The sequence below is a fragment of the Bradyrhizobium sp. IAR9 genome, assembly GCF_013408065.1.
Lineage (GTDB): Bacteria > Pseudomonadota > Alphaproteobacteria > Rhizobiales > Xanthobacteraceae > Bradyrhizobium.
The window spans coordinates 14698-34457 of the sequence record NZ_JACBZW010000009.1 but is presented as its reverse complement, the minus strand read 5'-3'; the positions used below and the strand labels follow the sequence as shown (position 1 = coordinate 34457).

Sequence of the window (19760 nt, the reverse complement as noted above, 5' to 3'; positions counted from 1 at the left end):
TGCATCACATCGATCGTGTCCGGATGGCCAACACGAGGCTGACCGCGACAGGTGGTTTTGACATCCTGCTTTTCTCCTCCACCTTCCTCCTTGCCGTCATTCCGGGCCGACTCCCGGAATGACGGAGGGTGTTGCATGGCACGTCGGCTGGCCCGAGCGCGTCTCGAGCCATGGCCGCAGCGCAATTGCCAGGCAATTGACCCGCGCCGATGTTGCGGTTCCCCGATCTTCGCATTGCGGCAAATGCCAAGAGAATGTCGCCTCAAAGGCCAACTTCCGACACAGGCCGGAGGCGAATAGCTGCGATCCGACATGACGCGTGTGCTTCGGCGGCGACGGTCCTGACGCCGCGGGCTCATTCATTTTTTCCAGGGAATCCTCGTGTCGCATAAGCTTGCCCCGGCGGTCCTCGCCGCTCTCTTCCTCGCGATCTCCTCTTTCTCCGGCGTCCGCGCCGAAACGCCTCGGCCGGCGGCCAACAATGCTGCCGCACTGTCGCCCGACGAAGCCAGGCGCGCGCTGGATACGCTCCAGGACGACAAGAAGCGCGCGCAGATGATCGACACGCTGCGCGCGATCGCGAGTGCGTCCGGTCAGCAGCAGCCTGCGCCGCCCGCGCCTGAGCAGAAGTCGCCGATCCCGCTCTCCGCCGACGGCCTTGGCGCGCAACTCCTGCTCACGGTGTCGGAGGAGATCGGCGCGATCTCGAGCGAGATCGCCAGCATGGCGCGGACGCTCACGCACTTCCCGGCCTTCTACTACTGGTTCCTGCGGACTGCGAACGATCCTGCCGCCTACAATCTCCTGATCGAGATCGCCTGGAAGCTGGCGCTGGTGCTCGGCTGCGCGCTTGCGGCCGAGTGGGTGATCTTTCGCCTGATCCGCCGCCCGGTTGCGTTCCTGGAAGGACGCGTGCCGCAAACCGCGCACCTGCCGGCACAGGTGATCCCCATTGCCGACCCGCCGTCCTCAACGGCCGATGTCACGCCCGCGCCCGACTTGAACAAGCGACGCCACAGCCTCGCGCGCGTGTGGCAGGTCCTGTTGCGGCTGCCCTTCGTGCTGGGACGTCTCGTGCTCGAACTGCTGCCGGTGGTCATCTTCGTCGGCGTCGCCACCGCGCTGCTCGGCACCGAGATCGGCGAGCCCACGACCGTTCGCCTCGTGATCCTCGCGGTGGTCAATGCCTATGCCTTCTCGCGCGGACTCATCTGCGTGATCCGGGCGCTGGCGGGACCGTTCGGGCTGTTTCCGGTCCGGGCCGAGACCGCGGCCTATATCGAGATCTGGGCGCGCCGCATCGTCGGCGTCGGCGTCTCCGGCATCGCCTTTGCCAATGTGGCCCTGCTGCTCGGCCTGCATCGTACCGGTTATGCGGCGCTGCTGCGCATGGTGATGCTGGTCGTGCACCTCTTCATCGTCGTCATCATCCTGCAATGCCGCCGGCAGGTCGCCGAGGCCATCCGTGCGCCGGCCGAGCGGCAGGGCATCGCGGCCCGCCTGCGCAACCGCGTCGCCGGCGGCTGGCACTATCTCGCCATCGCGCTCGATCTTGCGCTGTGGGCGGTGTGGGCGCTCAACATCCGCAACGGCTATTCGCTGCTTTTGCAGTATTTCGTCGGTACGGTCGTGGTGGCGCTGGTCACGCGCGTCGCCATCATGCTGACGCTCAGCCTGATCGACCGCGGCTTCCGCATCAAGCCGGAGATCCTCCAGCGCTTTCCCGGTCTCGAGATCCGCGCCAACCGCTATCTGCCGCTGCTGCGCAAGATCGTATCCGGCGTGATCGGCTTCATCGGCTTCGTCGCCGTGCTCGAGGTCTGGGGCGTGGACGCCATCGTCTGGTTCTATGGCGGCCAGATCGGCAGCCGGCTGATCTCGGCCGTGGTGACGATCGGCCTTGCCGTCCTGATCGCGGCGGCGATCTGGGAAGCCAGCAACGCGCTGCTGGACCGCCAGATCAACACGCTGTCGCGGGACGGGCACTACGCCCGTGCCGCGCGGTTGCGCACCTTCCAGCCGATGCTGCGCACGGCGCTGCTGTGCCTGATCGCCACCGTCGTCGGCCTCACCGCGTTGAGCGAGATCGGCGTCAATGTCGCGCCGCTGCTCGCGGGCGCCGGCATCGTCGGCATCGCCATCGGTTTCGGCTCGCAGAAGCTCGTGCAGGATCTCATCACCGGTCTCTTTTTGCTGCTGGAGAACACGGTGCAGGTCGGCGACAATGTCAGCGTGTCGGGGCTGTCGGGCGTGGTCGAGAACGTCTCGATCCGCACCATCCGTCTGCGCGCCGGCGACGGCGCCGTGCACATCGTGCCGTTCAGCGCGGTCACGACCATCACCAATGCCAGCCGCGGCGCCGGCAACGCCTCGGTCAGCGTCAACGTCGCCTACAAGGAAGACACCGACCGCGCCGGCCAGATCCTCAAGGACATCGTCGACGAGATGCGCCGCGAACCGGAATTCCGCCCGCTGATCCGCGGCGACCTCGATCTGTGGGGCATCGACAAGGTCGACGGCGCGATGGTGTCGATCGTCGGCCAGATCCGCTGCACCGAGGCCGGGCGCTGGCCGGTCCAGCGCGAATTCAACCGCCGCATGAAGCTGCGCTTCCAGCAGAACGGTATCGACGTCGCTTCCGCCACCCAGACCATCCTGATGCACGTCGTGCCGCCGGCAGATGGCGCGGCCAATCTGACGCCGCGGCGGGCGGCCGGATAGCAGTCAACTTACCGCTTGCCTCGGCCCGTCCGGCAGCGTTCACTCGCCCTCCAGCCCGCTGCCGACATGCGGGCGGCAAAAAGGGTGGGAGAGGCTGATGCGGGGGCTGTGGGCCGTGTTGCGCGGTCATGTGATCGTCGTTGGCGCGTTGATTGGATGCGCGATGTGGTGCGCACCGGCAAGCGCCCAGTCATCGCGCCCCATAACCCTCATCGTACCGTTCGCGGCGGGAGGCCCGACCGACACGCTGGCGCGAATCCTGTCCGAGCGAATCGCCGCCGCGCTGCACACCACGGTCGTGGTCGAGAACGTGGCGGGCGCATCCGGCAGCATCGCCGGCGCGCGTGTGGCGCGTGCGACACCCGACGGCACCACCATCACCATCGGTCATTGGGGCACCCATGTGCTGAACGGCGCGATCTTCAAGCTGCCCTATGACGTGGTCGCCGATTTCGAGCCGGTCGCAATGATCGCGATGGGGACGCAGCTCATCGTCGGCAGGAAGTCGCTCGAGGCGAATAACCTGAAAGAGATGATCGCCTGGCTGAAGGCCAACCCCGGCAAGGCCACCGCCGGGACGGCCGGGGCCGGCACGGGCGCACATGTCGCCGGCGTCTTCTTCAAGGACAAGACCGGCACCGACTTCCAGTTCGTGCCCTATCGCGGCGCAGGACCTGCCATGATCGATCTCGTCGCCGGCCAGATCGACATCATGTTCGACCAGGCCTCGAACTCGCTGCCGCACGTCAAGAGCGGTGCGATCAAGGCCTTCGCGGTGACCTCGCCGACGCGGCTCGCATCTGCGCCCGATGTGCCGACCGTCGACGAAGCGAGCCTACCCGGCCTTTATATCTCCTATTGGCACGGCATCTGGACACCGAAGAACACGCCGAAGGACATCGTCACCAAGCTCAACGCGGCCATCATCGCCGTGCTCGCCGAGCCCGCCGTCAAGCAGCGCTTTGCCGAACTGGGGCAGGAGATTCCGCTACCAGCGCAGCAGACGCCCGCAGCGCTTGCGGCGTTCCAGAAGGCCGAGACCGAGAAATGGTGGCCGATCGTGAAGGCTGCCGATATCAAGCCGGAATAGCCTTGCGACGTTAACCTTTTCGCGTGCGACTGCCTGTCGTTCGCGAGAGTCTCGCTGCGGTGCGAGATCACAATCGATGCCTCCGTCGCTACGTCCTTGATCTCAATGGAGCGCTGGCCGACAATGTCCGCGGTTCAATATGAAGCTTCTTGGGGGAATTCGTGAATAGACCTGCCCGGGTCGTTGCCCAACCGACATCGTCCAATCCGCCGCAAGGCATGACACTGCTGCGCGATCCCTTGCTCAACAAGGGGACCGCCTTCACGGAAGCCGAGCGCGAGGCGCTGGGCCTGCGCGGCCTGTTGCCGCCTTGCGTGCTGACGATGGAGACGCAGGCTCAGCGCGTCCTCACCAATCTGCGAACGCTGCCGACCGATCTGGAAAAATACGTCGCGCTGAACGCGCTGCATGACCGCAACGAGGCGCTGTTCTTCCGCGTCGTCGTCGACAATATCGACGAGATCCAGCCGATCATCTACACCCCGACGGTCGGGCTCGCCTGCCAGAAATTCGGCCTGATCTTCCAGCGGCCGCGCGGCATGTTCATCTCCTCGCGCGACCGCGGTCAGATCGCGGACATTCTGAAGAACTGGCCCTATGCGGCCAAGCTGATCGTCGTCACCGACGGCGAGCGCATTTTGGGACTGGGCGATCTCGGTGCCAACGGCATGGGTATTCCGGTCGGCAAGCTCTCGCTCTATTCGGCCTGCGCGGGCGTGCATCCGGAAGCGTGCCTGCCGATTGTGCTCGACGTCGGCACCAACAACGAAGAGCTCTTGAACGATCCCTATTATCTCGGCCTGCGTGAGCGGCGGCTGACGGGCGAGGCCTATGACAGCTTCGTCGACGAATTCATGCAAGCTGCGCGAAAAACCTTTCCAGGCGTGCTGATCCAGTTCGAGGATTTCGCCAATCATTCGGCGTTCAAGCTGCTGCACAAATATCGCGACGAGGCCTGCGTCTTCAACGACGACATTCAGGGCACTGCGGCGGTCGCGCTCGCTGGCCTGTTCTCGGCGCTACGCGTGAACGGCGGCAAGCTGAAGGATCAGCGCATCCTGTTCTTAGGGGCAGGCGAAGCGGCAACCGGCATCGCCGATCTCGTGGTCTCCGCGATGATGGCGGAGGGTGCTTCGGAAGCCGAAGCACTGCGGCGCAACTGGCTGGTGGATTCCCGCGGGCTCGTCGTCGGCGGCCGTGAGGGCCTTTCCGGCCACAAGCTGCGCTATGCGCATACGGGTCAAGCGCCGATCGCCGACTTCCTCACCGCGATCAAGACGCTGAAGCCGACCGCGATCATCGGGGTTGCCGCGGTTGGCGGCGCCTTCACGCCCGAGGTGCTCAAGGCGATGGCCGAGCTCAACGAACAGCCGATCGTGTTCGCGCTGTCCAACCCGACCTCGAAGGCCGAATGCTCGGCGGAGGACGCCTATCGCTACACCGATGGGCGCGCGCTGTTCGCCTGCGGCAGCCCGTATGATCCGGTGACGCTGAACGGCCGCAGTTTCGTGCCGCGCCAGGGCAACAACTCCTACATCTTCCCCGGCGTCGGCCTCGGCGTCATCGCCAGCGGCTCGAAGCTGGTGACCGACGAGATGTTCATGGCGGCCGCCCATACGCTCGCCGATTGCGTCGGCAAGGAAGATCTCGCGCAGGGCAGCCTCTATCCGGCCCTGCCGCGCATCCGCGAGGTCTCGGTCCGCATCGCCGCGGCGGTGGCGGATGTTGCCTATCAGCGCGGCCTCGCCGACGGACCCGCACCCAACGACGTCAAGGCGCTCGTGCAGTCGCAGATGTACGAGCCGCATTACTAAGCCGCCATCCCTGCGCGGTTAAGGCGCGTCACGTGTCCGCCTCGTCATGGCCGGGCTTGTCCCGGCCATCCTCGTCTTGACGCGCGGTACGAACGTGGATGCCCGGGACAAGCCCGGGCGTGACGACCTCGCATATTTCGACTTCCCTCAAATCACGAGCCGGCAACTAGGTCAGCACACCGGCACCATCCCAGGTGGAATCGCCATTGTGCCGCGCGGCCGCATATGCGACAGTCTGTAGCGCTACAAGAAAACTCAATCCGCAAGGTAAGTCGCCATGGACGATCGTTTGCCCGAACTGGGCGACCTCGAGCACGAGGTCATGCAATTGGTTTGGGCCCATGGTCCTGTCACGGCCGAAATCGTGCGCGAGCGGTTGTCGCGGCGTCTGAAGGAATCGACGGTGCGCACGGTGCTGCGGCGGCTGGAAGAAAAGGGCTATGCTAATCACACCGTGGACGGACGTACCTACGTCTACCAGGCCGCCGAACCGCGCGCGAAGGTGGCGGCCAAGGCGGTGCAGCGCATCGTCGACTGGTTCTGCAACGGCTCGATCGAGGAGGTCCTCGTCGGCATGGTGGACAACAAGATGCTCGACCAGCAGCAATTGCGCACGCTGGCCGACCAGGTGGCCAAGGCGAAGAAGGCGAGGGGAGTGAAGAAAGAATGATCGCAACTCTGGCGGAGGCGGCACTGCGCTCCCTTGTGCTGGGAGGCGTCGTCTGGTTCGGTCTCAATCTGTTTCGCGTGCGCAACCCGCACGTTCACATGACGGCCTGGGTCGTCGTGCTGCTGGCATCGCTGGCGATGCCGTTCGTGATGCATTGGCCGACGCTCACGATCACCCGGCTGCCTTTGCCGGTCGCCGTGCCGGATGATTTTCTGCCGGCCGACGTCTCGATGCTGGAGACGCCGCAGCCCGCGCTGCCAGTCGCGCCCGGCATTGCCATCGCGCCGCAGGCCAAAAGCGGGCTCTCGATCAATTGGTGGCTCGTTGCCACCGTGATCTATGCCGGCGTCGCTGGCCTGTTGCTGCTGCGGCTCGCGATCGGGCTCTGCCTGACCTGGCGTTTGGCGCGCGCGGCAAAGCCGATGAAGGGCCTGCAGATGATCGACGCCGACGTGCGCGTCAGCCGCGATGTCGGCGGCCCCGTCACCTTCGGCTCGACCATTCTGGTGCCGCCGCAATTTTTCAGCTGGGACGCGAAGAAGCGCCTTGCGGTGCTCGCGCATGAAGGCGCGCATGTCGTCAACCGCGATTTCTACGTCCTCCTGCTGGCGTCGTTCAACCGCGCGGTGTTCTGGTTCAGCCCGTTCTCGTGGTGGCAGCTGGCGCGGCTTGCCGAGCTCGCCGAGATCATCAGCGACGCCGAGGCGATCGAGGTGATCGACGACCGGCTGTCCTATGCGGAAATCCTGCTCGATTTCGCCAGCACCGTGAAGCCGCGCCCGGTCGAGCTCGCGATGGCGCGGGCCTCGACCGTTCGCGCCCGTGTCGAGCGCATCATCGCGGCTGCCGCGATGCCCGTCGCCGTCAGCTGGCGCAAGCGGCTGTGGATCGCGGCTGCGATCGTCCCCGTGGTGATCGTGTCCGCCGGCATGATCGCCTATCGCACGCCGGACGCGGCGCCCGTGGCCGCGGATATCGGCGAGGTGCCCGTCCAGCATTACCGCCCGTTCGTCAATTTCTACGCCATGGGTCCGACCTCGGTGTTCGCCGTCTTCCGCGAGGGCGACGAGCTTTATGGCCAGCTCACGGGCCAGCGCAGGCTGCGCCTGACGGTCGGCAATGACGGCACGGCGTCCTACGCGGCCTCGTCCGGCGAGATCACCTTCGCGCTCGATGCGGAGCGCCGCTCGTCCGAGCTGACGCTGCGCATGAACGGCCGCGACATTCGTGCGGTTCGTGTCGCCGAGATGCCGGCGGCGGTAGCCGAGCCGTTATCGCTCGATCCGTATGTCGGTTGGTACAGGATTGCGCCGAACCGCGTGCTGACGGTGCGGCGTGACGGTGATCGGCTCCGGGTGCAGGAAACCGTGCTGGGCCCGGCGACGCTCCTCGCCGAAGGTGCCGACATCTTCTCAATTCGTGGCGAAAATCTCCTGATCTTCCTGCGTGACGAGCAATCAAAGGTCTCGCGCGTGCTGGTGCACAATTCGGTCTTTGGCGCCCGCCTGGCGCCCCGGATCGATGCGGCGGTGGCTCAGGCGATCGAGGCGGATTTCGCGCGCCGCCTTGCGGAAGTGCCTGACCGATTCAGGGAGCAGGTCCCGGCGCCCGGCGGCAAGGAGATGATCTTGCGCGGCATCGAGGATCTTCGCCGCGGTACGCCGAACTACGATCGGATGAGTGCGCCGCTGGCGGCCAAGGTTCACCGGCAGCTCAGCGAGTCGCAAACGACGTTCGTGTCGCTCGGCGCGGTGCAATCGATCTTCTTCCGCGGCGTCGGCCCCGGCGGCTACGACATCTATGGCGCGAAGTTCGAGAACGGCACGGCGGAATTTCGCCTGATGATCGAGCCGGACGGCAAGGCCGGCGACGTGCTATTCCGGGCCGACGGCAATGAGGAGCTCGGCGGCATCGTGCCTTGCGCGGAGGAGGCGAGCGTTCGCGGCCGCGCCGGCACCTCGCCGATCAGGATCATGCTCTACAACGAGATGGCCGACGACATCCAGGTGTTCAAGCTGGACGCGGACGGCAATCGCAAGGCGCAGATCGTCAGGCCCAACATGACCTGGTTCACCACCACCACCGTAAATAATCCCTGGATGATCGCCGACAAATCGGGACGGTGTCTGGAGATCCTGATGCCGGGCCGGCAGACCCGCTTCCACAATGTCGAAGCCTCGAATATCGGCGCGCATCCCGGTCGCGCCGCGCGCCGCGCCGTTCCGATCGCCAATGGCGAGGCGATGCTGCGCCGCTATATCGAGGGCGTCGGCAGAGGACAGCCGGACTACGAGCACATGACCTCGGAAGTGGCCGACATCACGCGTCAGCAGTTGCCGTTCGACCAGGCGATCCTGGCGCGGCTCGGTGCGTTGCGTGCGGTCTCCTTCCGCGGCGTCACCGCGCTCGACAGCGACATCTACATCGCCCAGTTCGCCAACGGCTCGGCGGAATGGCGCATCGGCGTCAGGAACGACACCATCACGAAGATCGCGCTCGGGCCGAATTTCTAGGGCCGCCGGCCGCTCCCGATGTCTTGATGGAGATGTTTCAATCTCCGCTTGTCGGCCGGACGCGCAAGTGCTACGGTTTGTAGCATTACATTTCGTAGCCTCGAACGGACACCGTCGGGCCGGCTCGAAGAATTGGGCATTCGCCATGAGCAATTCCGCAAAGGCCGAAGCCGTGCTGGCGCTCCATCGCTTTGGGATGGGGCCGCGGCCAGGCTCGATTGCCGCGCTGGGAAGCGACCCGCGTGGCGCGCTGATCGCCGAGCTCGACCGGCCGCTCGTGCTCGCCGCGGCGGCCAGCCTGCCCTCCAGTGCGAAAGCCTATCGCACCGTGGCCGATGCCAATGCGCGGCGCACGGCCCGCGCCAAGCAAGCGCAGCAGCAGGCCAAGAAGCAGCAGATGGCGTCGGCGCCCACCGCAGCTGACGACCAGGCTCAGCCGCAATTGCAGACGCAGGGGCAAGCGGGCCAGGAAAAGGACGCCGCCGAGATGGCGGCGAAGCAGGCCGCCGACGCTATTCCTGATCCCGGACGTCCGATGTATTTGCAGGAAGCCAAGCTGCGCACGGAGGCGGCGCTTGCAGCCGATATCGGCTTTGCCGAGCGGCTGGTCTGGTTCTGGTCAAATCATTTCTGCGTCTCGGCCAACCGGATCCAGAGCATGTCCGGCGCCTATGAACGCGAGGCGGTTCGCGCCAATGCGCTTGACCGGTTCGTCGATCTCCTGCTGGCCGTCGAAGGCCATCCGGCGATGCTGTTCTATCTCGACAATCTCGGTTCGATGGGGGCGAATTCGACCGCGGGCATCAACCGCAGCAGCGGCCTCAACGAGAACTTTGCCCGCGAGATCATGGAGCTGCATACGCTCGGCGTGCGCTCCGGCTACACCCAGGACGACGTCATCAACTTCGCCAACGTGCTGACCGGCTGGACGCTGGTGCCGCCGGGCGCCGATCCCCAGCATGGCGGCGAGTTCACCTTCAATCCGCGGCTGCACGAGCCCGGCGGACAGACCGTGCTCGGCAAGCGCTATGAGCAGGAGGATGTCGAGCAGGGCCGCGCCGTGCTGCGCGATCTCGCTACGCATCCGGCAACGGCGACTCATGTCGCGACCAAGCTCGCGCGCCACTTCGTCGCCGACGAGCCGCCGCCGGCGCTGGTCGAACAGATGGCGAAGGTTTTTCGCGACACCGATGGCGACCTCAAGCAGGTCGCGACCCTGATGGTGTCGTCGGACGAGGCGTGGCGCGCGCCGCCGTCGAAGCTCAAGCGTCCCGGCGAATGGGTCGTCGGCATGGTGCGCGCAACCGGCATCACGCAGGTCGATCCCGTCCGCTTCACCGGCGGCCAGGAGCTGCTGGGAGAGGCGCTGTGGCGTCCGCCCGCGCCCAAGGGTTATCCGGATGATGAAGCAAGCTGGATCGACCGCGTCGGCCGGCGGCTCGACGTGGCCAACAATTTCGCGGAGCGCATCACCGGCATGGCCGATCCGCAAGCCATCATCGAGGACGTCTTTGCATCGCAGATCGCCCCCGAGGTGAAGCAGGCGGTCGGCCGCGCCGAGAGCCGGCAGCAGGCGCTGGCGCTGCTGTTCATGTCGGCGGATTTTCAGAGGAGGTGAGCATGGGCGTCGTCAATCATTTGCCCACGCGACGCGAGCTTCTGGTCGGCTCCGGTGCGCTGTTCGCATGGAGCCAGATGCCCAGGATCGCGCGCGCGGAGGGGCGCGATCCGCGCCTGCTCGTCATCGTGCTGCGCGGTGCGCTCGACGGTCTCGGCGCCGTCGCGCCGGTCGGCGATCCCGACTGGATCTCATTGCGCGGCGATCGCGCGCTGGTGCTGGACGGCAAGCCGCCGGCGCTGCCGCTCGATGCCTTCTTCGCGCTCAATCCGGCGATGCCGAATTTGCACCGGCTCTACAAGAGCGGCAAGGCGGCGATCGTCCACGCAGTTGCGACGCCCTATCGCGAGCGCTCGCATTTCGACGGCCAGGACGTGCTGGAGAGCGGGCTCGTCAAGCCCGGTATGACCAGCTCCGGATGGCTCAACCGCGCGCTGCTCGCGCTGGAATCGGGCGGCCGCGTCGATCCACGCGGCAGCCGCGCGCTCGGCATCGGCTCGGTGACGCCGCTGGTGGTGCGCGGCTCGGCGCCGGTCATGACATGGGTGCCGCAGAAATTGCTCCCGGCGAGCGAGGACACGCAGAGCCGCCTGCTCGATCTCTACCAGCACACCGATCCGAAGCTCGCGACCGTGCTGCAGGCGCGCATGAAGCTCGCTTCGCTCAGCGGGGCACCTGGCGCGGGCGACGTTATGTCGGACGATCCGACCCTGGCGCCGCCGGGCATCGCGCGCGTGCGCGCCTACTTCGCCGACGCCGCCGGCACCGCCGCGCGGTATCTCGCCAAGCCCGACGGTCCGCGCGTCGGCGCCATGGGCTTCGTCGGATGGGATACGCACATCGCCGAAGGCGCGGCCTCGGGCCAGCTCTACAATCTGCTGGGCGCGCTCGACGGCGCCTTCGCCGCGATCGAGAGCAACATGGGCGAGGCCTGGGGCGAGACCGTCGTCGCCGTGGTCACCGAGTTCGGGCGCACTGCGCGCATCAACGGCACGCAAGGCACCGATCACGGCACCGGCACGGTCGCATTCCTGATCGGCGGCGGGCTCGCCGGCGGCCGCGTGATCGCGGACTGGCCGGGGCTGAAGCCGGCGCAACTGTTCGAGGATCGCGACCTCAAGCCGACCACCGATCTGCGCGCCGTGCTCAAGGGCCTGCTCAGGGATCATTTGCGCGTCGAGGAGAAGGTGCTGGCGGATGCGGTTTTCCCCGGCAGCGCCGACGTCAAGCCGATGGGGGGCCTTGTGGCCTGAAGGCGCAATGTGCACGCTGACGCAAAGAGAGCTCGATTTTCTCGCCAGCTTGAAGACGAACTGGCAAAGGCTCTATTGGCGTGAGTTCGTGCGCATCCTCAGGGAGAACGCGCAGCCCCGATACGCCGGCGCCGAAGCTGGCTCCGCGCCGCAACAGGGATGAGGCTCGCATGAGGCGGCGCCAGTTCATTTCGCTTCTCGGCGGCGCCGCACTGGCGCCGCTCTCCGCGGTCTGCGCGAACGCAGCCGACGGCTGCGGTGTTCCGCTCGAACGGGGCGACGGCTGGCCGGGCGGCTCCGTCGCTGGCGACAGTCTCGTCAATCGCGAGGCGCTGTGCGGGATGGCCGACCGGCTCGCCACGAGCGATGCCAATATCCATGCGGTGCTGGTCGCCCGCGACGGCAAGCTGGCGTTCGAGCGTTACTTCAAGGGCGCCGACGAGATACCCGGCTACATCTACGGCCGCCGTGTGGAAACCATCGCCTTCGATGCCGATACGTTGCACAACATGAAGTCTGTTTCGAAGAGCGTTGCATCGCTCGTCGTCGGGATTGCGATCGATCGCGGGCTGATACGCGGCGTCGACGAGCCGATCTTCAGCTTCTTCCCCGAGCTGTCCGACTTGCGTTCTCCCGAAAAGGACCGCATCCGGCTGGTGCATGTGCTCACCATGTCGATGGGCCTGAAGTGGGTCGAGGCGACGCCCGCGACGGGAGACGACGACAATGACGAGACGCGCATGCATATGGCGTGGGATCCGTGTCGTTACGTTCTCGGTCTTCCCGTGACCGCCGCGGCGGGGCAGGAGTTCTTCTACAACACCGGCGCGCTCACGCTTGTGTCGGCCATCATCCGCAAGGCGACGGGACGTCCTCTCGATGAATTCGCGCGCGAGAATTTGTTCGAGCCTCTGGGTATCACCGGCACGGCGTGGGGCCGGTACAGGGGGGATACCGATGCCGGAGGAGGATTGCGCTTGCGACCGCGCGACATGGCCAAGATCGGCCAGCTCGTGCTTGCGGGCGGTCGCTGGAACGGCCGCCAGATCGTCTCCAAGGCGTGGATCGAGGCTTCGACGGCAGAGAAGATCAAGGCGACGGACTCTCAAACCTACGGATATCTGTGGTGGCGCGGCCAAACGCGCCTCAATGACCGCAAGATCAACTGGATCGGCGCGCTTGGCCGCGGCGGGCAGTCGATCCGCATCGTCCCGGAGCTCGATCTCGTCGTCGCAGTGACTGCGGGTTACTATCAGGACTACAGCTCGCAAGCGTTTCGATTGCAGTTCGGCGTCTTCCGGGACGTGTTGCGCGCGATCCCGCCTCGGGCCTGAACGGGAAGGGCCCCTCTGGGGCGGTCACCGTCCCGATTCAGGACACGCCGGTGTGGTGGAATCGTCACAGCTGACGCGAAACGGCGGCGGCCCCACGCCCGCTTTTGTTCCGACAAGGTTCTGCCCTCATTGCCCACCGAAACTCCGGGCAGTTCGGAGGGCGCATCATGTCTTGCATTGCACGTGCCGAAACTGCCCGGATTTCACTGGCAACCGCGAGCCGGCTGCTGCTGGCCATCGTCGGGGCCGCCTCGCTCGCCGCCTGCGCGCAATCGCCGGTCGGCCGCCAGAAGGCCGATCTCGGGGGCACCGGCCGGCAGGCCGCGATCGAGCGGCCGCACCGGGTGGCGGCGCTGCATCCAAGGCCGATCAGCCGGGTGCGCATTCCCAATGGCGATGCAAAGCAAGCGACCTCACACGGCGTCGCCAGCTTCTATTCGGATACGGAGACTGCGAGCGGCGAGAAGTTCGACAAGAACGAATTGACCGCGGCCCATCCGACCCTGCCATTCGGCACCAAGCTGCGCGTCACCGACGTTTCCTCCGGCCGCTTCGTGACCGTCAGGGTCAACGATCGCGGTCCCTATATCCGCGGACGCGTCGTCGACGTCTCGCCTTCCGCGGCCGAGGCGCTCGGCATGGTCGACAGGGGCATCACCAATGTCCGGCTCGACGTCGTGCAATGAGGCCCGGCCCGTCGAGATCGACCCGCGCACTTAACCGGCTGTTAGCTGCTCTGTCGCACCATGGCTGTCCAACAAGTCGAGGCTCCAGGTTCGGGGTCTTCTGGGGAGGCGGCGCTTGAACACGATCCAGTATCTCGAAGATCAGGCTGCGCGCGCCGAGCGGCTCGCCAAACGGATCACGGATACGCTGACGATCGAAAGGCTCCTGACCTTCGCGGGCGAGCGTCGCCGCGAGATCGAAGTCATCGCCGGCAAGCATCGCCGCGCTTAACTCCCGCATTCATGCTATGGCTCTCGACGAAGTCGCTGAGATAGTCGGGCAGCTCTATGCCATAGATGTCGCAGCGCGCCTTTATCGCGCCGGCGACATCGGTCGAGATGTCCTTCATCCAATGTTCGAGCGTGTTGAACGAAATCACCTTGATGGGGTCGTTGAAGCAACCGGCGACGAACTCGCCGATCGTGGCTTCGAGATCGCTCCGCTCGATCCGAATCTCCGTCGCCTGGTCGAGGCGATCGATCACCACGAACAGGGTCTTGTCTGCGCCATAGGGCACGACCGGGGGTAGTACGCCAGTTGCAAGCATGTGAGGCACTCACGCCTTGACTTCCGATTTCCACCAACGGGAAAAACCGGCAGAAGGTTCCTAACGCGCCTGCATGTGAAGCGCCGTCAGAGAAACTCTCTCCAACGCGAGAGCTCGATAACGTGTTCGGGCGAGAGGATGCCGGTCACGAGCGGCGGCTGCGCCGCTGTCCGGATCTCATAGAGATGCCGGGTCGTCGCCGGCTTCCCCATGAACGCCGAGATGCACTCGTCGAGAGTGCCTTCCCTTATCGGGTATGATTCCCGGTCCGGCCGGCGCTGGTTTGCCAGCGATGGCCATTTATGCAGGGCCGCCAGCGCATCGAAATCGACCTTTGAAGCCGCAACCACGTCCCCCATCGTCCCACCTCACGCAAAAAACACCCCAGCACGCGGATTTGCGTGCCGGGGCCCATACCTGTCGCTGCATCTCAATGCCACGAGCACTTAACGGGGCAGCGGGGAAAAGGTTCCCGGCCGCTCCGTTTCCGCTCAACTCGCGGCCGCCGCGATTTTGTGCCCCGGGCTGGCGTTAACGTGATTGTCCTCGTCACCGCGGCTGATCTCCGGCGGTAGCCCGGCGAAGCGTCGCAAGGCTTCCGCCATTTGCACGCGGCCCGGCACGCCCGTGATCACCACATCGACCATGGTGAAGGACGAGTGGAAATGGCCGTGCGCCCTGAGCTGCTCGACCGGGACGCCTGCGGCCGCCATCGCTTCGGCATAAGCGATGCCTTCGTCGCGCAAGGGATCGAACTCGCAGGTCGCCACGAAAGCAGGCGGCAACCTTTCGACCTTGCCCCGGAGCGGCGAGGCGCGCGGATCGGTGCGGTCCGCCGGCGAGCAGTAGAGGTCCCAGAACCAGTACATCAGCGATCGCGTCAGGAAGTAGCCGGTCGCATTGTCGTTATAGGACGGGCGATCGAAGGTGCAGTCGGTGGCCGGGCAGATCAGGAGCTGGCCAGCGATCTCCGGCCCGCCGCGGTCGCGCGCGAGCTGGCAGGTGACGGCGGCGATGTTGCCGCCGGCGCTCCAGCCCGCCACCATTACCGGGCCCGGCTTGCCGCCGAGTTCAGTGGCGTGTTCGGCGATCCAGCGCGTGGCCGCATAGCCGTCTTCGGCAGCGGTCGGGAAGCGATGCTCGGGGGCGTGGCGATAGCCGACGCTGACGAACATCATGCCGGTCCGCCGCACCATGTCGCGGCAGAATGGCTCGTCCGACTGCTCGTCGCCGAGCACCCAGCCGCCCCCGTGGAAATAGACCACGACCGGATGCGGTCCCGGCGTCGCCGGCTTGTAGACGCGGTAGGGCAGCGCGCCGCCCGTGACGGGCAGGGTGCCGTCGATGATGTCGCCGATCGGCCGTCCGGCGGGCCGGCCCTTGTTGAACTCGTTCACGAACTCGCGCGCGCCGATCGCGCCCATCGACTCGATCGGCGGCAGGTTCAGCGACGCGAGCAGGTTCATCACCAGCCGCACGTCGGGCTGCAGCCGCACCACCTCGCCGTCATTGCATTGCTCCGTGCCGCCAGGGCCGGTGAGCTTGAAACCGAGCATGCCGCGGCTGACCACCTCGTCGCAGATGCTGCGATAGGGGCCGACGCCGCCGGTATAGGGCATCAGGCCCTGCACCTTGCCGGGGACGTTGGCGCCCGTGTACCAGGTGTTGGCGAGCCGATGCAGCGTCAGCATCGAACAGTCGGCCATGTGCCTGTTCCAGCCGGCCTGCGCCGTCTCGGTCGGCTCAATCGTGGTGAAGCCGGCGTCGCGCAATGCGGCCAGTCGGTCGACCACCCAGTCGACATGCTGCTCGATCGACACCGCCATGTTCGACAGCACCGACGGGCTGCCCGGCCCGGTGATCATGAAGAAGTTGGGAAAGCCTTCGACCGTGAGCCCGAGATAGGTCTGCGGCCCCTGCGCCCAGGCATCGGTCAGCGACTTGCCGCCGCGCCCGGTGATCGGATGCACGGCGCGGATCGCGCCGGTCATGGCGTCGAAGCCGGTCGCGAACACGATGACGTCGACGTCGAAGCTGCGGCCGTTCGTGGAGATGCAACTTGCCGTGATCGCCTTGATCGGCTCCTGCCGCAGATTGACCAGCGTGACGTTCGGCCGGTTGTAGGTGGCGTAGTAGTTGGTATCGAGGCAGGGACGTTTTGCGCCGAACGGATGGTCGTGCGGCATCAGCGCCGCGGCGGTCTCGGGATCCTTCACGGCCGCCGAGATCTTCTCGCGGATGAGATCGCAGATAAGCTTGTTGCCGTCGACATCGACCGCCTGATCAGCCCAGAGCTGGGTCAGGATATAGACCAGATCGCCCTTGCCCCAGGCTTCCTCGAAGCGCGCCCGGCGCTCGGTGTCGCTCAATTGCCAGCTCACCGCCATCTGCTGCGGATAGGGCACGCCCGCCATCGACTGGCGCGCCTGCTCACGATAGGCGGCGCGATCGCCCTGCAAAAGGCTCATGCGGTCCGATGGGGCCGGGCCATTATGCGCAGGCAGTGCGAAGTTCGGCGTGCGTTGGAACACGGTCAGATGCGCGGCCTGCTCGGCGATCAGCGGGATCGACTGGATCGCCGACGAGCCGGTGCCGATCACGGCGACGCGTTTTCCTGCGAGATTGACGCCGCCATGCGGCCAGCGTCCGGTGAAATAGACCTCGCCCTTGAAATCCTTGACGCCGTCGATCTCCGGCGGCTTCGGCGCCGAGAGGCAGCCGGTGGCCATGATGTAATGGCGGCAGGAGACCGGTGGGCCATTGTCGGTGGTGAGCTGCCAGCGCTCGGCCTTCTCGTCCCATTTGGCTTCGGTAACCTTGGTCCTGAAGCGGATGTCGCCCCTGAGGTGGTAGCGGTCGGCGACGAAGCCGAGATAGCGCAGGATTTCGGGCTGGGTCGCGTATTTCTCCGACCAGGTCCAGGCCGCCTCGAGCTCGGGATCGAAGGTGTAGCTGTAGTCGATGGTCTGGATGTCGCAGCGCGCGCCCGGATAGCGGTTCCAGTACCAGGTGCCGCCGACGTCGCCGGCCTCTTCGAGGCCGACCGCCTTGAAGCCGGCCTTGCGCAGGCGATGAAGCAGATAGAGGCCGGCAAAGCCGGCGCCGACCACGGCGACATCGACCTGCTGAGCGGTTCCGCGCTCATCGGAGGCACGTGTGGCAACCATCGCGTCAGGCATGGCATCCTCCCGTATGTTTTGTTTTGCCGGCAGGCTATCGCCACATGCACGGCTTGTCATCACGGCATGTGCAATCTTGGGTAGGCGTTTGCGGCGTCATCGTGGCCGCGTGAATGTTGCGGCACTACACGCACCGCGATGCACAATGGCCGTGATTACCCGGGCTAATCATGCCCGATCCGCCTCTGTATGCTTGCGGTTACAAGCCACGCGTAACGATCGAGCGTCATGCCAGAGTTGAGTGAGCGGACCAAAGCGAACATGGACGTCGTCCTGGAGCAGACGTGCCGGCAATTGCCGCATGGCGGCGATCACGACAGCCGCAGGTTCATCGCCGAACGCCTGATCGAAGCTGCGCGGGCCGGGCACACCACGCTTGGCGAGCTCGGCATCGTCGCGCGGCACGCGCTGGCGGAGATTCTCGCAAAGCGCGGTTAGTGCGAGCCGGCAGGCTTGCCCCGCCGACGGCGGCGGACGTAACGTGCAGGAAACCGTTCCGCGCATCGAGATGCACCGAAGATGCGATCCCTGCTCGCGCTTCTTGCGGCCTCCATTGTCCTGTGTTGCGACGGCCCGGCCGTGGCGCAGCCGGTCGGACAATTTCCATTCGCGCTGACGCGTGAAGGACAGATGCTCGGCGCCGTCGAAGGCGAGGTGGCCTCGTTCAAGGGACTGGCCTACGCCGCGCCGCCGGTCGGCGCGCTGCGCTGGCGCCCGCCGCAGCCGACGCCCGAAAGTTCGGAGATGCACACCGCCTACGATTACGGCGCGCCGTGCCTTCAGCCGTCCTTGCCTGATGCGAGCGAGGATTGCCTGACGCTGAACGTGTTTCGTCCCTTCGGGGTAGACGGCCCGCTGCCGGTGATGATGTTCATCCATGGCGGCGGCTTCATCAGTGGCACCGCGAATGAGCGGCTGTTCGACGGTGCCAGGCTGGCGCAGGCCGGCCTCATCGTGGTCACCGCAAATTATCGCCTCGGCGCGCTCGGCTGGCTCGCTGATCCCGCGTTGGCGGACGGCGGCTCCGGCAATTACGGCCTGATGGACCAGATCGCCGCGCTGCGTTGGGTTCATGACAACATCGCGGCCTTCGGCGGTGATCCGCACAACGTCACCTTGTTTGGCAGCGACGCGGGCGCGACATCGATCGCGCTTCTGATGCTGTCCGCGCAGTCGCGCGATTTGTTCCAGAAGGCCATTCTGCAATCGGTGCCCGGTCGCGCGCCTCTGCGCTCGGTGCAGGACGCGCAGGCGACCGGCCGGCAGTTCGTGGCGGCGCTCGGACCGCTGGCGGATTTGCGCGCCGCCGAACCGCGCCGCCTGCTTGCCGCCGAAAGCCGTCTGCTGGAGCAATCGCGGTATGCCTTCGCGCCAATGATGGATGGAAGTCTGGTGACCGAGGATATCGCTGCCGGCTTTGCGGCCGAACATCAAAGCCGCATTCCTCTGATGATCGGCTCGAACGACGACGAGACGGGTTTCGACGGCGAGTTCGATACCAGGGAGGAGCTTGCAGCGTCAGGCCTCACAAGCGATGAGCTGCGCAAGCTCTATCCCGATCTCGCCAAGCCTTCTCTCGACAGGCCTTCTCTCGCCAAGCCTTCGGATATTGCGGCAAGATTTTACACCGACAAAGTTTTTTCCGAGCCCGCAAGGCTGCTGGCCCGCCTGCATGCCGCAAGCGGCGCGGCGACCTTTCGCTATCGCTTCGCTTACGTGCCCGAGGCGCGCCGCGCCAATCCTGGGGCTGGGCACGGGCGCGAGTTGCAGTTCATCTTCGGTGCAGAAGGCGTGCCGGGCGCGGGCATCTTCTCGCGGGCTGATCGCGAGGTCGCAAGCCGCATGCGGTCCTATTGGATCAACTTCGCCAGAAGCGGCGATCCCAACGGTCCCGGTCTGCCGCATTGGGACGCAGCCGCAGGGAGCGATCGCCTGCTGCTGATCACCAACGAGCGCATCGCGAGCGGCGACGATCCCTTGGCGGAGCGTCTCGACCGGCTCGCGCGCTAGCGCCGACAAAAATGGTTGGACTTAAGCCGCGAGCTCGACGCGGGGCGCCGGCGTCAGCCGGCCTTCCTCCAGGTAGTCCATCGCGCCGTCCTTCTCGACGGCGTAGAACTGCTGGCCTTCGCGCGACTTGAAGGCGGCGCGAACGATGCCGCGGCGGCCCTTGTCACTGTTGACGACGTCCCCCAGCGCAAACTTCTTCATCTCACGTCTCACTTGTCTTCAGGCCGACTGCTTCGGCCACGCCGGGGATTTTGGGCGGCAAATCGTTAACGACTTGCTAACCAT

General features: G+C 65.9%; 16 protein-coding genes. 12 read left to right on the top strand and 4 right to left on the bottom strand.

Annotated elements, in window-relative coordinates:
* The first annotated feature begins 381 nt into the window (after positions 1–381).
* From GGD67_RS23045 to GGD67_RS23000, 10 genes are all read left to right on the top strand, one after another.
* Positions 382–2721: a mechanosensitive ion channel domain-containing protein gene (locus tag GGD67_RS23045; protein ID WP_179736066.1), complete on the top strand. Its 2340-nt coding sequence runs from the start codon at positions 382–384 to the stop codon at positions 2719–2721.
* A gap of 97 nt (positions 2722–2818) precedes the next feature.
* Positions 2819–3811: a tripartite tricarboxylate transporter substrate binding protein gene (locus GGD67_RS23040; RefSeq protein WP_179736064.1), complete on the top strand. Its 993-nt coding sequence runs from the start codon at positions 2819–2821 to the stop codon at positions 3809–3811.
* A gap of 161 nt (positions 3812–3972) precedes the next feature.
* Positions 3973–5625: an NAD-dependent malic enzyme gene (locus GGD67_RS23035; protein ID WP_084674887.1), complete on the top strand. Its 1653-nt coding sequence runs from the start codon at positions 3973–3975 to the stop codon at positions 5623–5625.
* A 277-nt stretch (positions 5626–5902) separates the two neighbouring features.
* Complete coding sequence (locus tag GGD67_RS23030) at positions 5903–6295, top strand: BlaI/MecI/CopY family transcriptional regulator (protein ID WP_018319749.1); 393 nt, start codon at positions 5903–5905, stop codon at positions 6293–6295.
* Complete coding sequence (locus tag GGD67_RS23025) at positions 6292–8808, top strand: M56 family metallopeptidase (RefSeq protein WP_179736062.1); 2517 nt, start codon at positions 6292–6294, stop codon at positions 8806–8808. The genes GGD67_RS23030 and GGD67_RS23025 overlap by 4 nt, the downstream gene beginning before the upstream one ends.
* Positions 8809–8953: 145 nt before the next feature.
* Positions 8954–10426: a DUF1800 family protein gene (locus GGD67_RS23020; RefSeq protein ID WP_179736060.1), complete on the top strand. Its 1473-nt coding sequence runs from the start codon at positions 8954–8956 to the stop codon at positions 10424–10426.
* 2 nt (positions 10427–10428) lie between these two features.
* Positions 10429–11679 (top strand): DUF1501 domain-containing protein, encoded by a 1251-nt coding sequence (locus GGD67_RS23015; RefSeq protein WP_179736058.1) that lies wholly within the window; start codon positions 10429–10431, stop codon positions 11677–11679.
* Between the two features lie 170 nt (positions 11680–11849).
* Positions 11850–13013 carry a serine hydrolase gene (locus GGD67_RS23010; RefSeq protein ID WP_179736056.1) on the top strand — a complete coding sequence of 388 codons (1164 nt, stop codon included), beginning with the start codon at positions 11850–11852 and terminating at the stop codon, positions 13011–13013.
* A gap of 167 nt (positions 13014–13180) precedes the next feature.
* Positions 13181–13699: a septal ring lytic transglycosylase RlpA family protein gene (locus GGD67_RS23005; RefSeq protein WP_179736054.1), complete on the top strand. Its 519-nt coding sequence runs from the start codon at positions 13181–13183 to the stop codon at positions 13697–13699.
* Positions 13700–13814: 115 nt separating this feature from the next.
* The gene (locus GGD67_RS23000; RefSeq protein ID WP_018319756.1) at positions 13815–13970 is read left to right on the top strand and encodes a hypothetical protein; all 156 of its coding nucleotides are present in this window, start codon (positions 13815–13817) and stop codon (positions 13968–13970) included.
* On the opposite strand, the gene GGD67_RS22995 is transcribed toward GGD67_RS23000, so the two are convergent.
* The 3 genes from GGD67_RS22995 to GGD67_RS22985 form a co-directional block, all read right to left on the bottom strand.
* Positions 13942–14286, bottom strand: coding sequence for a hypothetical protein (locus tag GGD67_RS22995; protein ID WP_179736052.1), 345 nt, complete (start codon positions 14284–14286; stop codon positions 13942–13944). The two genes, GGD67_RS23000 and GGD67_RS22995, sit on opposite strands and share 29 nt — an antisense overlap.
* 86 nt (positions 14287–14372) lie before the next feature.
* Complete coding sequence (locus GGD67_RS22990) at positions 14373–14645, bottom strand: hypothetical protein (RefSeq protein WP_179736050.1); 273 nt, start codon at positions 14643–14645, stop codon at positions 14373–14375.
* A gap of 132 nt (positions 14646–14777) precedes the next feature.
* Positions 14778–17465 (bottom strand): alpha/beta hydrolase fold domain-containing protein, encoded by a 2688-nt coding sequence (locus tag GGD67_RS22985; protein ID WP_179736048.1) that lies wholly within the window; start codon positions 17463–17465, stop codon positions 14778–14780.
* 228 nt (positions 17466–17693) lie between these two features.
* On the opposite strand from GGD67_RS22985, the gene GGD67_RS22980 reads away from it, so the two are divergent.
* Both GGD67_RS22980 and GGD67_RS22975 read left to right on the top strand, forming a co-directional pair.
* Positions 17694–17903 (top strand): hypothetical protein, encoded by a 210-nt coding sequence (locus GGD67_RS22980; protein WP_026202245.1) that lies wholly within the window; start codon positions 17694–17696, stop codon positions 17901–17903.
* An 81-nt stretch (positions 17904–17984) separates the two neighbouring features.
* Positions 17985–19475, top strand: a complete 1491-nt coding sequence (locus GGD67_RS22975; RefSeq protein WP_179736046.1) for a carboxylesterase/lipase family protein — start codon at positions 17985–17987, stop codon at positions 19473–19475.
* Positions 19476–19496: 21 nt separating this feature from the next.
* Here GGD67_RS22975 and GGD67_RS22970 read toward each other — a convergent pair whose 3' ends face one another.
* A complete protein-coding gene (locus GGD67_RS22970; protein ID WP_028145412.1) occupies positions 19497–19676 on the bottom strand; it encodes a hypothetical protein in 180 nt (59 codons plus the stop codon).
* Between the last annotated feature and the right edge of the window lie 84 nt (positions 19677–19760).

What these genes read in the sequence shown, in the direction of transcription:
- GGD67_RS23040 (WP_179736064.1), top strand. Translation starts at nt 2,819, where the DNA reads ATGCGGGGGCTGTGGGCCGTGTTGCGCGGTCATGTGATCGTCGTTGGC.
- GGD67_RS23030 (WP_018319749.1), top strand. Translation starts at nt 5,903, where the DNA reads ATGGACGATCGTTTGCCCGAACTGGGCGACCTCGAGCACGAGGTCATG.
- GGD67_RS23025 (WP_179736062.1), top strand. Translation starts at nt 6,292, where the DNA reads ATGATCGCAACTCTGGCGGAGGCGGCACTGCGCTCCCTTGTGCTGGGA.
- GGD67_RS23020 (WP_179736060.1), top strand. Translation starts at nt 8,954, where the DNA reads ATGAGCAATTCCGCAAAGGCCGAAGCCGTGCTGGCGCTCCATCGCTTT.
- GGD67_RS23015 (WP_179736058.1), top strand. Translation starts at nt 10,429, where the DNA reads ATGGGCGTCGTCAATCATTTGCCCACGCGACGCGAGCTTCTGGTCGGC.
- GGD67_RS23010 (WP_179736056.1), top strand. Translation starts at nt 11,850, where the DNA reads ATGAGGCGGCGCCAGTTCATTTCGCTTCTCGGCGGCGCCGCACTGGCG.
- GGD67_RS23005 (WP_179736054.1), top strand. Translation starts at nt 13,181, where the DNA reads ATGTCTTGCATTGCACGTGCCGAAACTGCCCGGATTTCACTGGCAACC.
- GGD67_RS22995 (WP_179736052.1), bottom strand. Translation starts at nt 14,286, where the DNA reads ATGCTTGCAACTGGCGTACTACCCCCGGTCGTGCCCTATGGCGCAGAC.
- GGD67_RS22990 (WP_179736050.1), bottom strand. Translation starts at nt 14,645, where the DNA reads ATGGGGGACGTGGTTGCGGCTTCAAAGGTCGATTTCGATGCGCTGGCG.
- GGD67_RS22985 (WP_179736048.1), bottom strand. Translation starts at nt 17,465, where the DNA reads ATGCCTGACGCGATGGTTGCCACACGTGCCTCCGATGAGCGCGGAACC.
- GGD67_RS22980 (WP_026202245.1), top strand. Translation starts at nt 17,694, where the DNA reads ATGCCAGAGTTGAGTGAGCGGACCAAAGCGAACATGGACGTCGTCCTG.
- GGD67_RS22975 (WP_179736046.1), top strand. Translation starts at nt 17,985, where the DNA reads ATGCGATCCCTGCTCGCGCTTCTTGCGGCCTCCATTGTCCTGTGTTGC.
- GGD67_RS22970 (WP_028145412.1), bottom strand. Translation starts at nt 19,676, where the DNA reads ATGAAGAAGTTTGCGCTGGGGGACGTCGTCAACAGTGACAAGGGCCGC.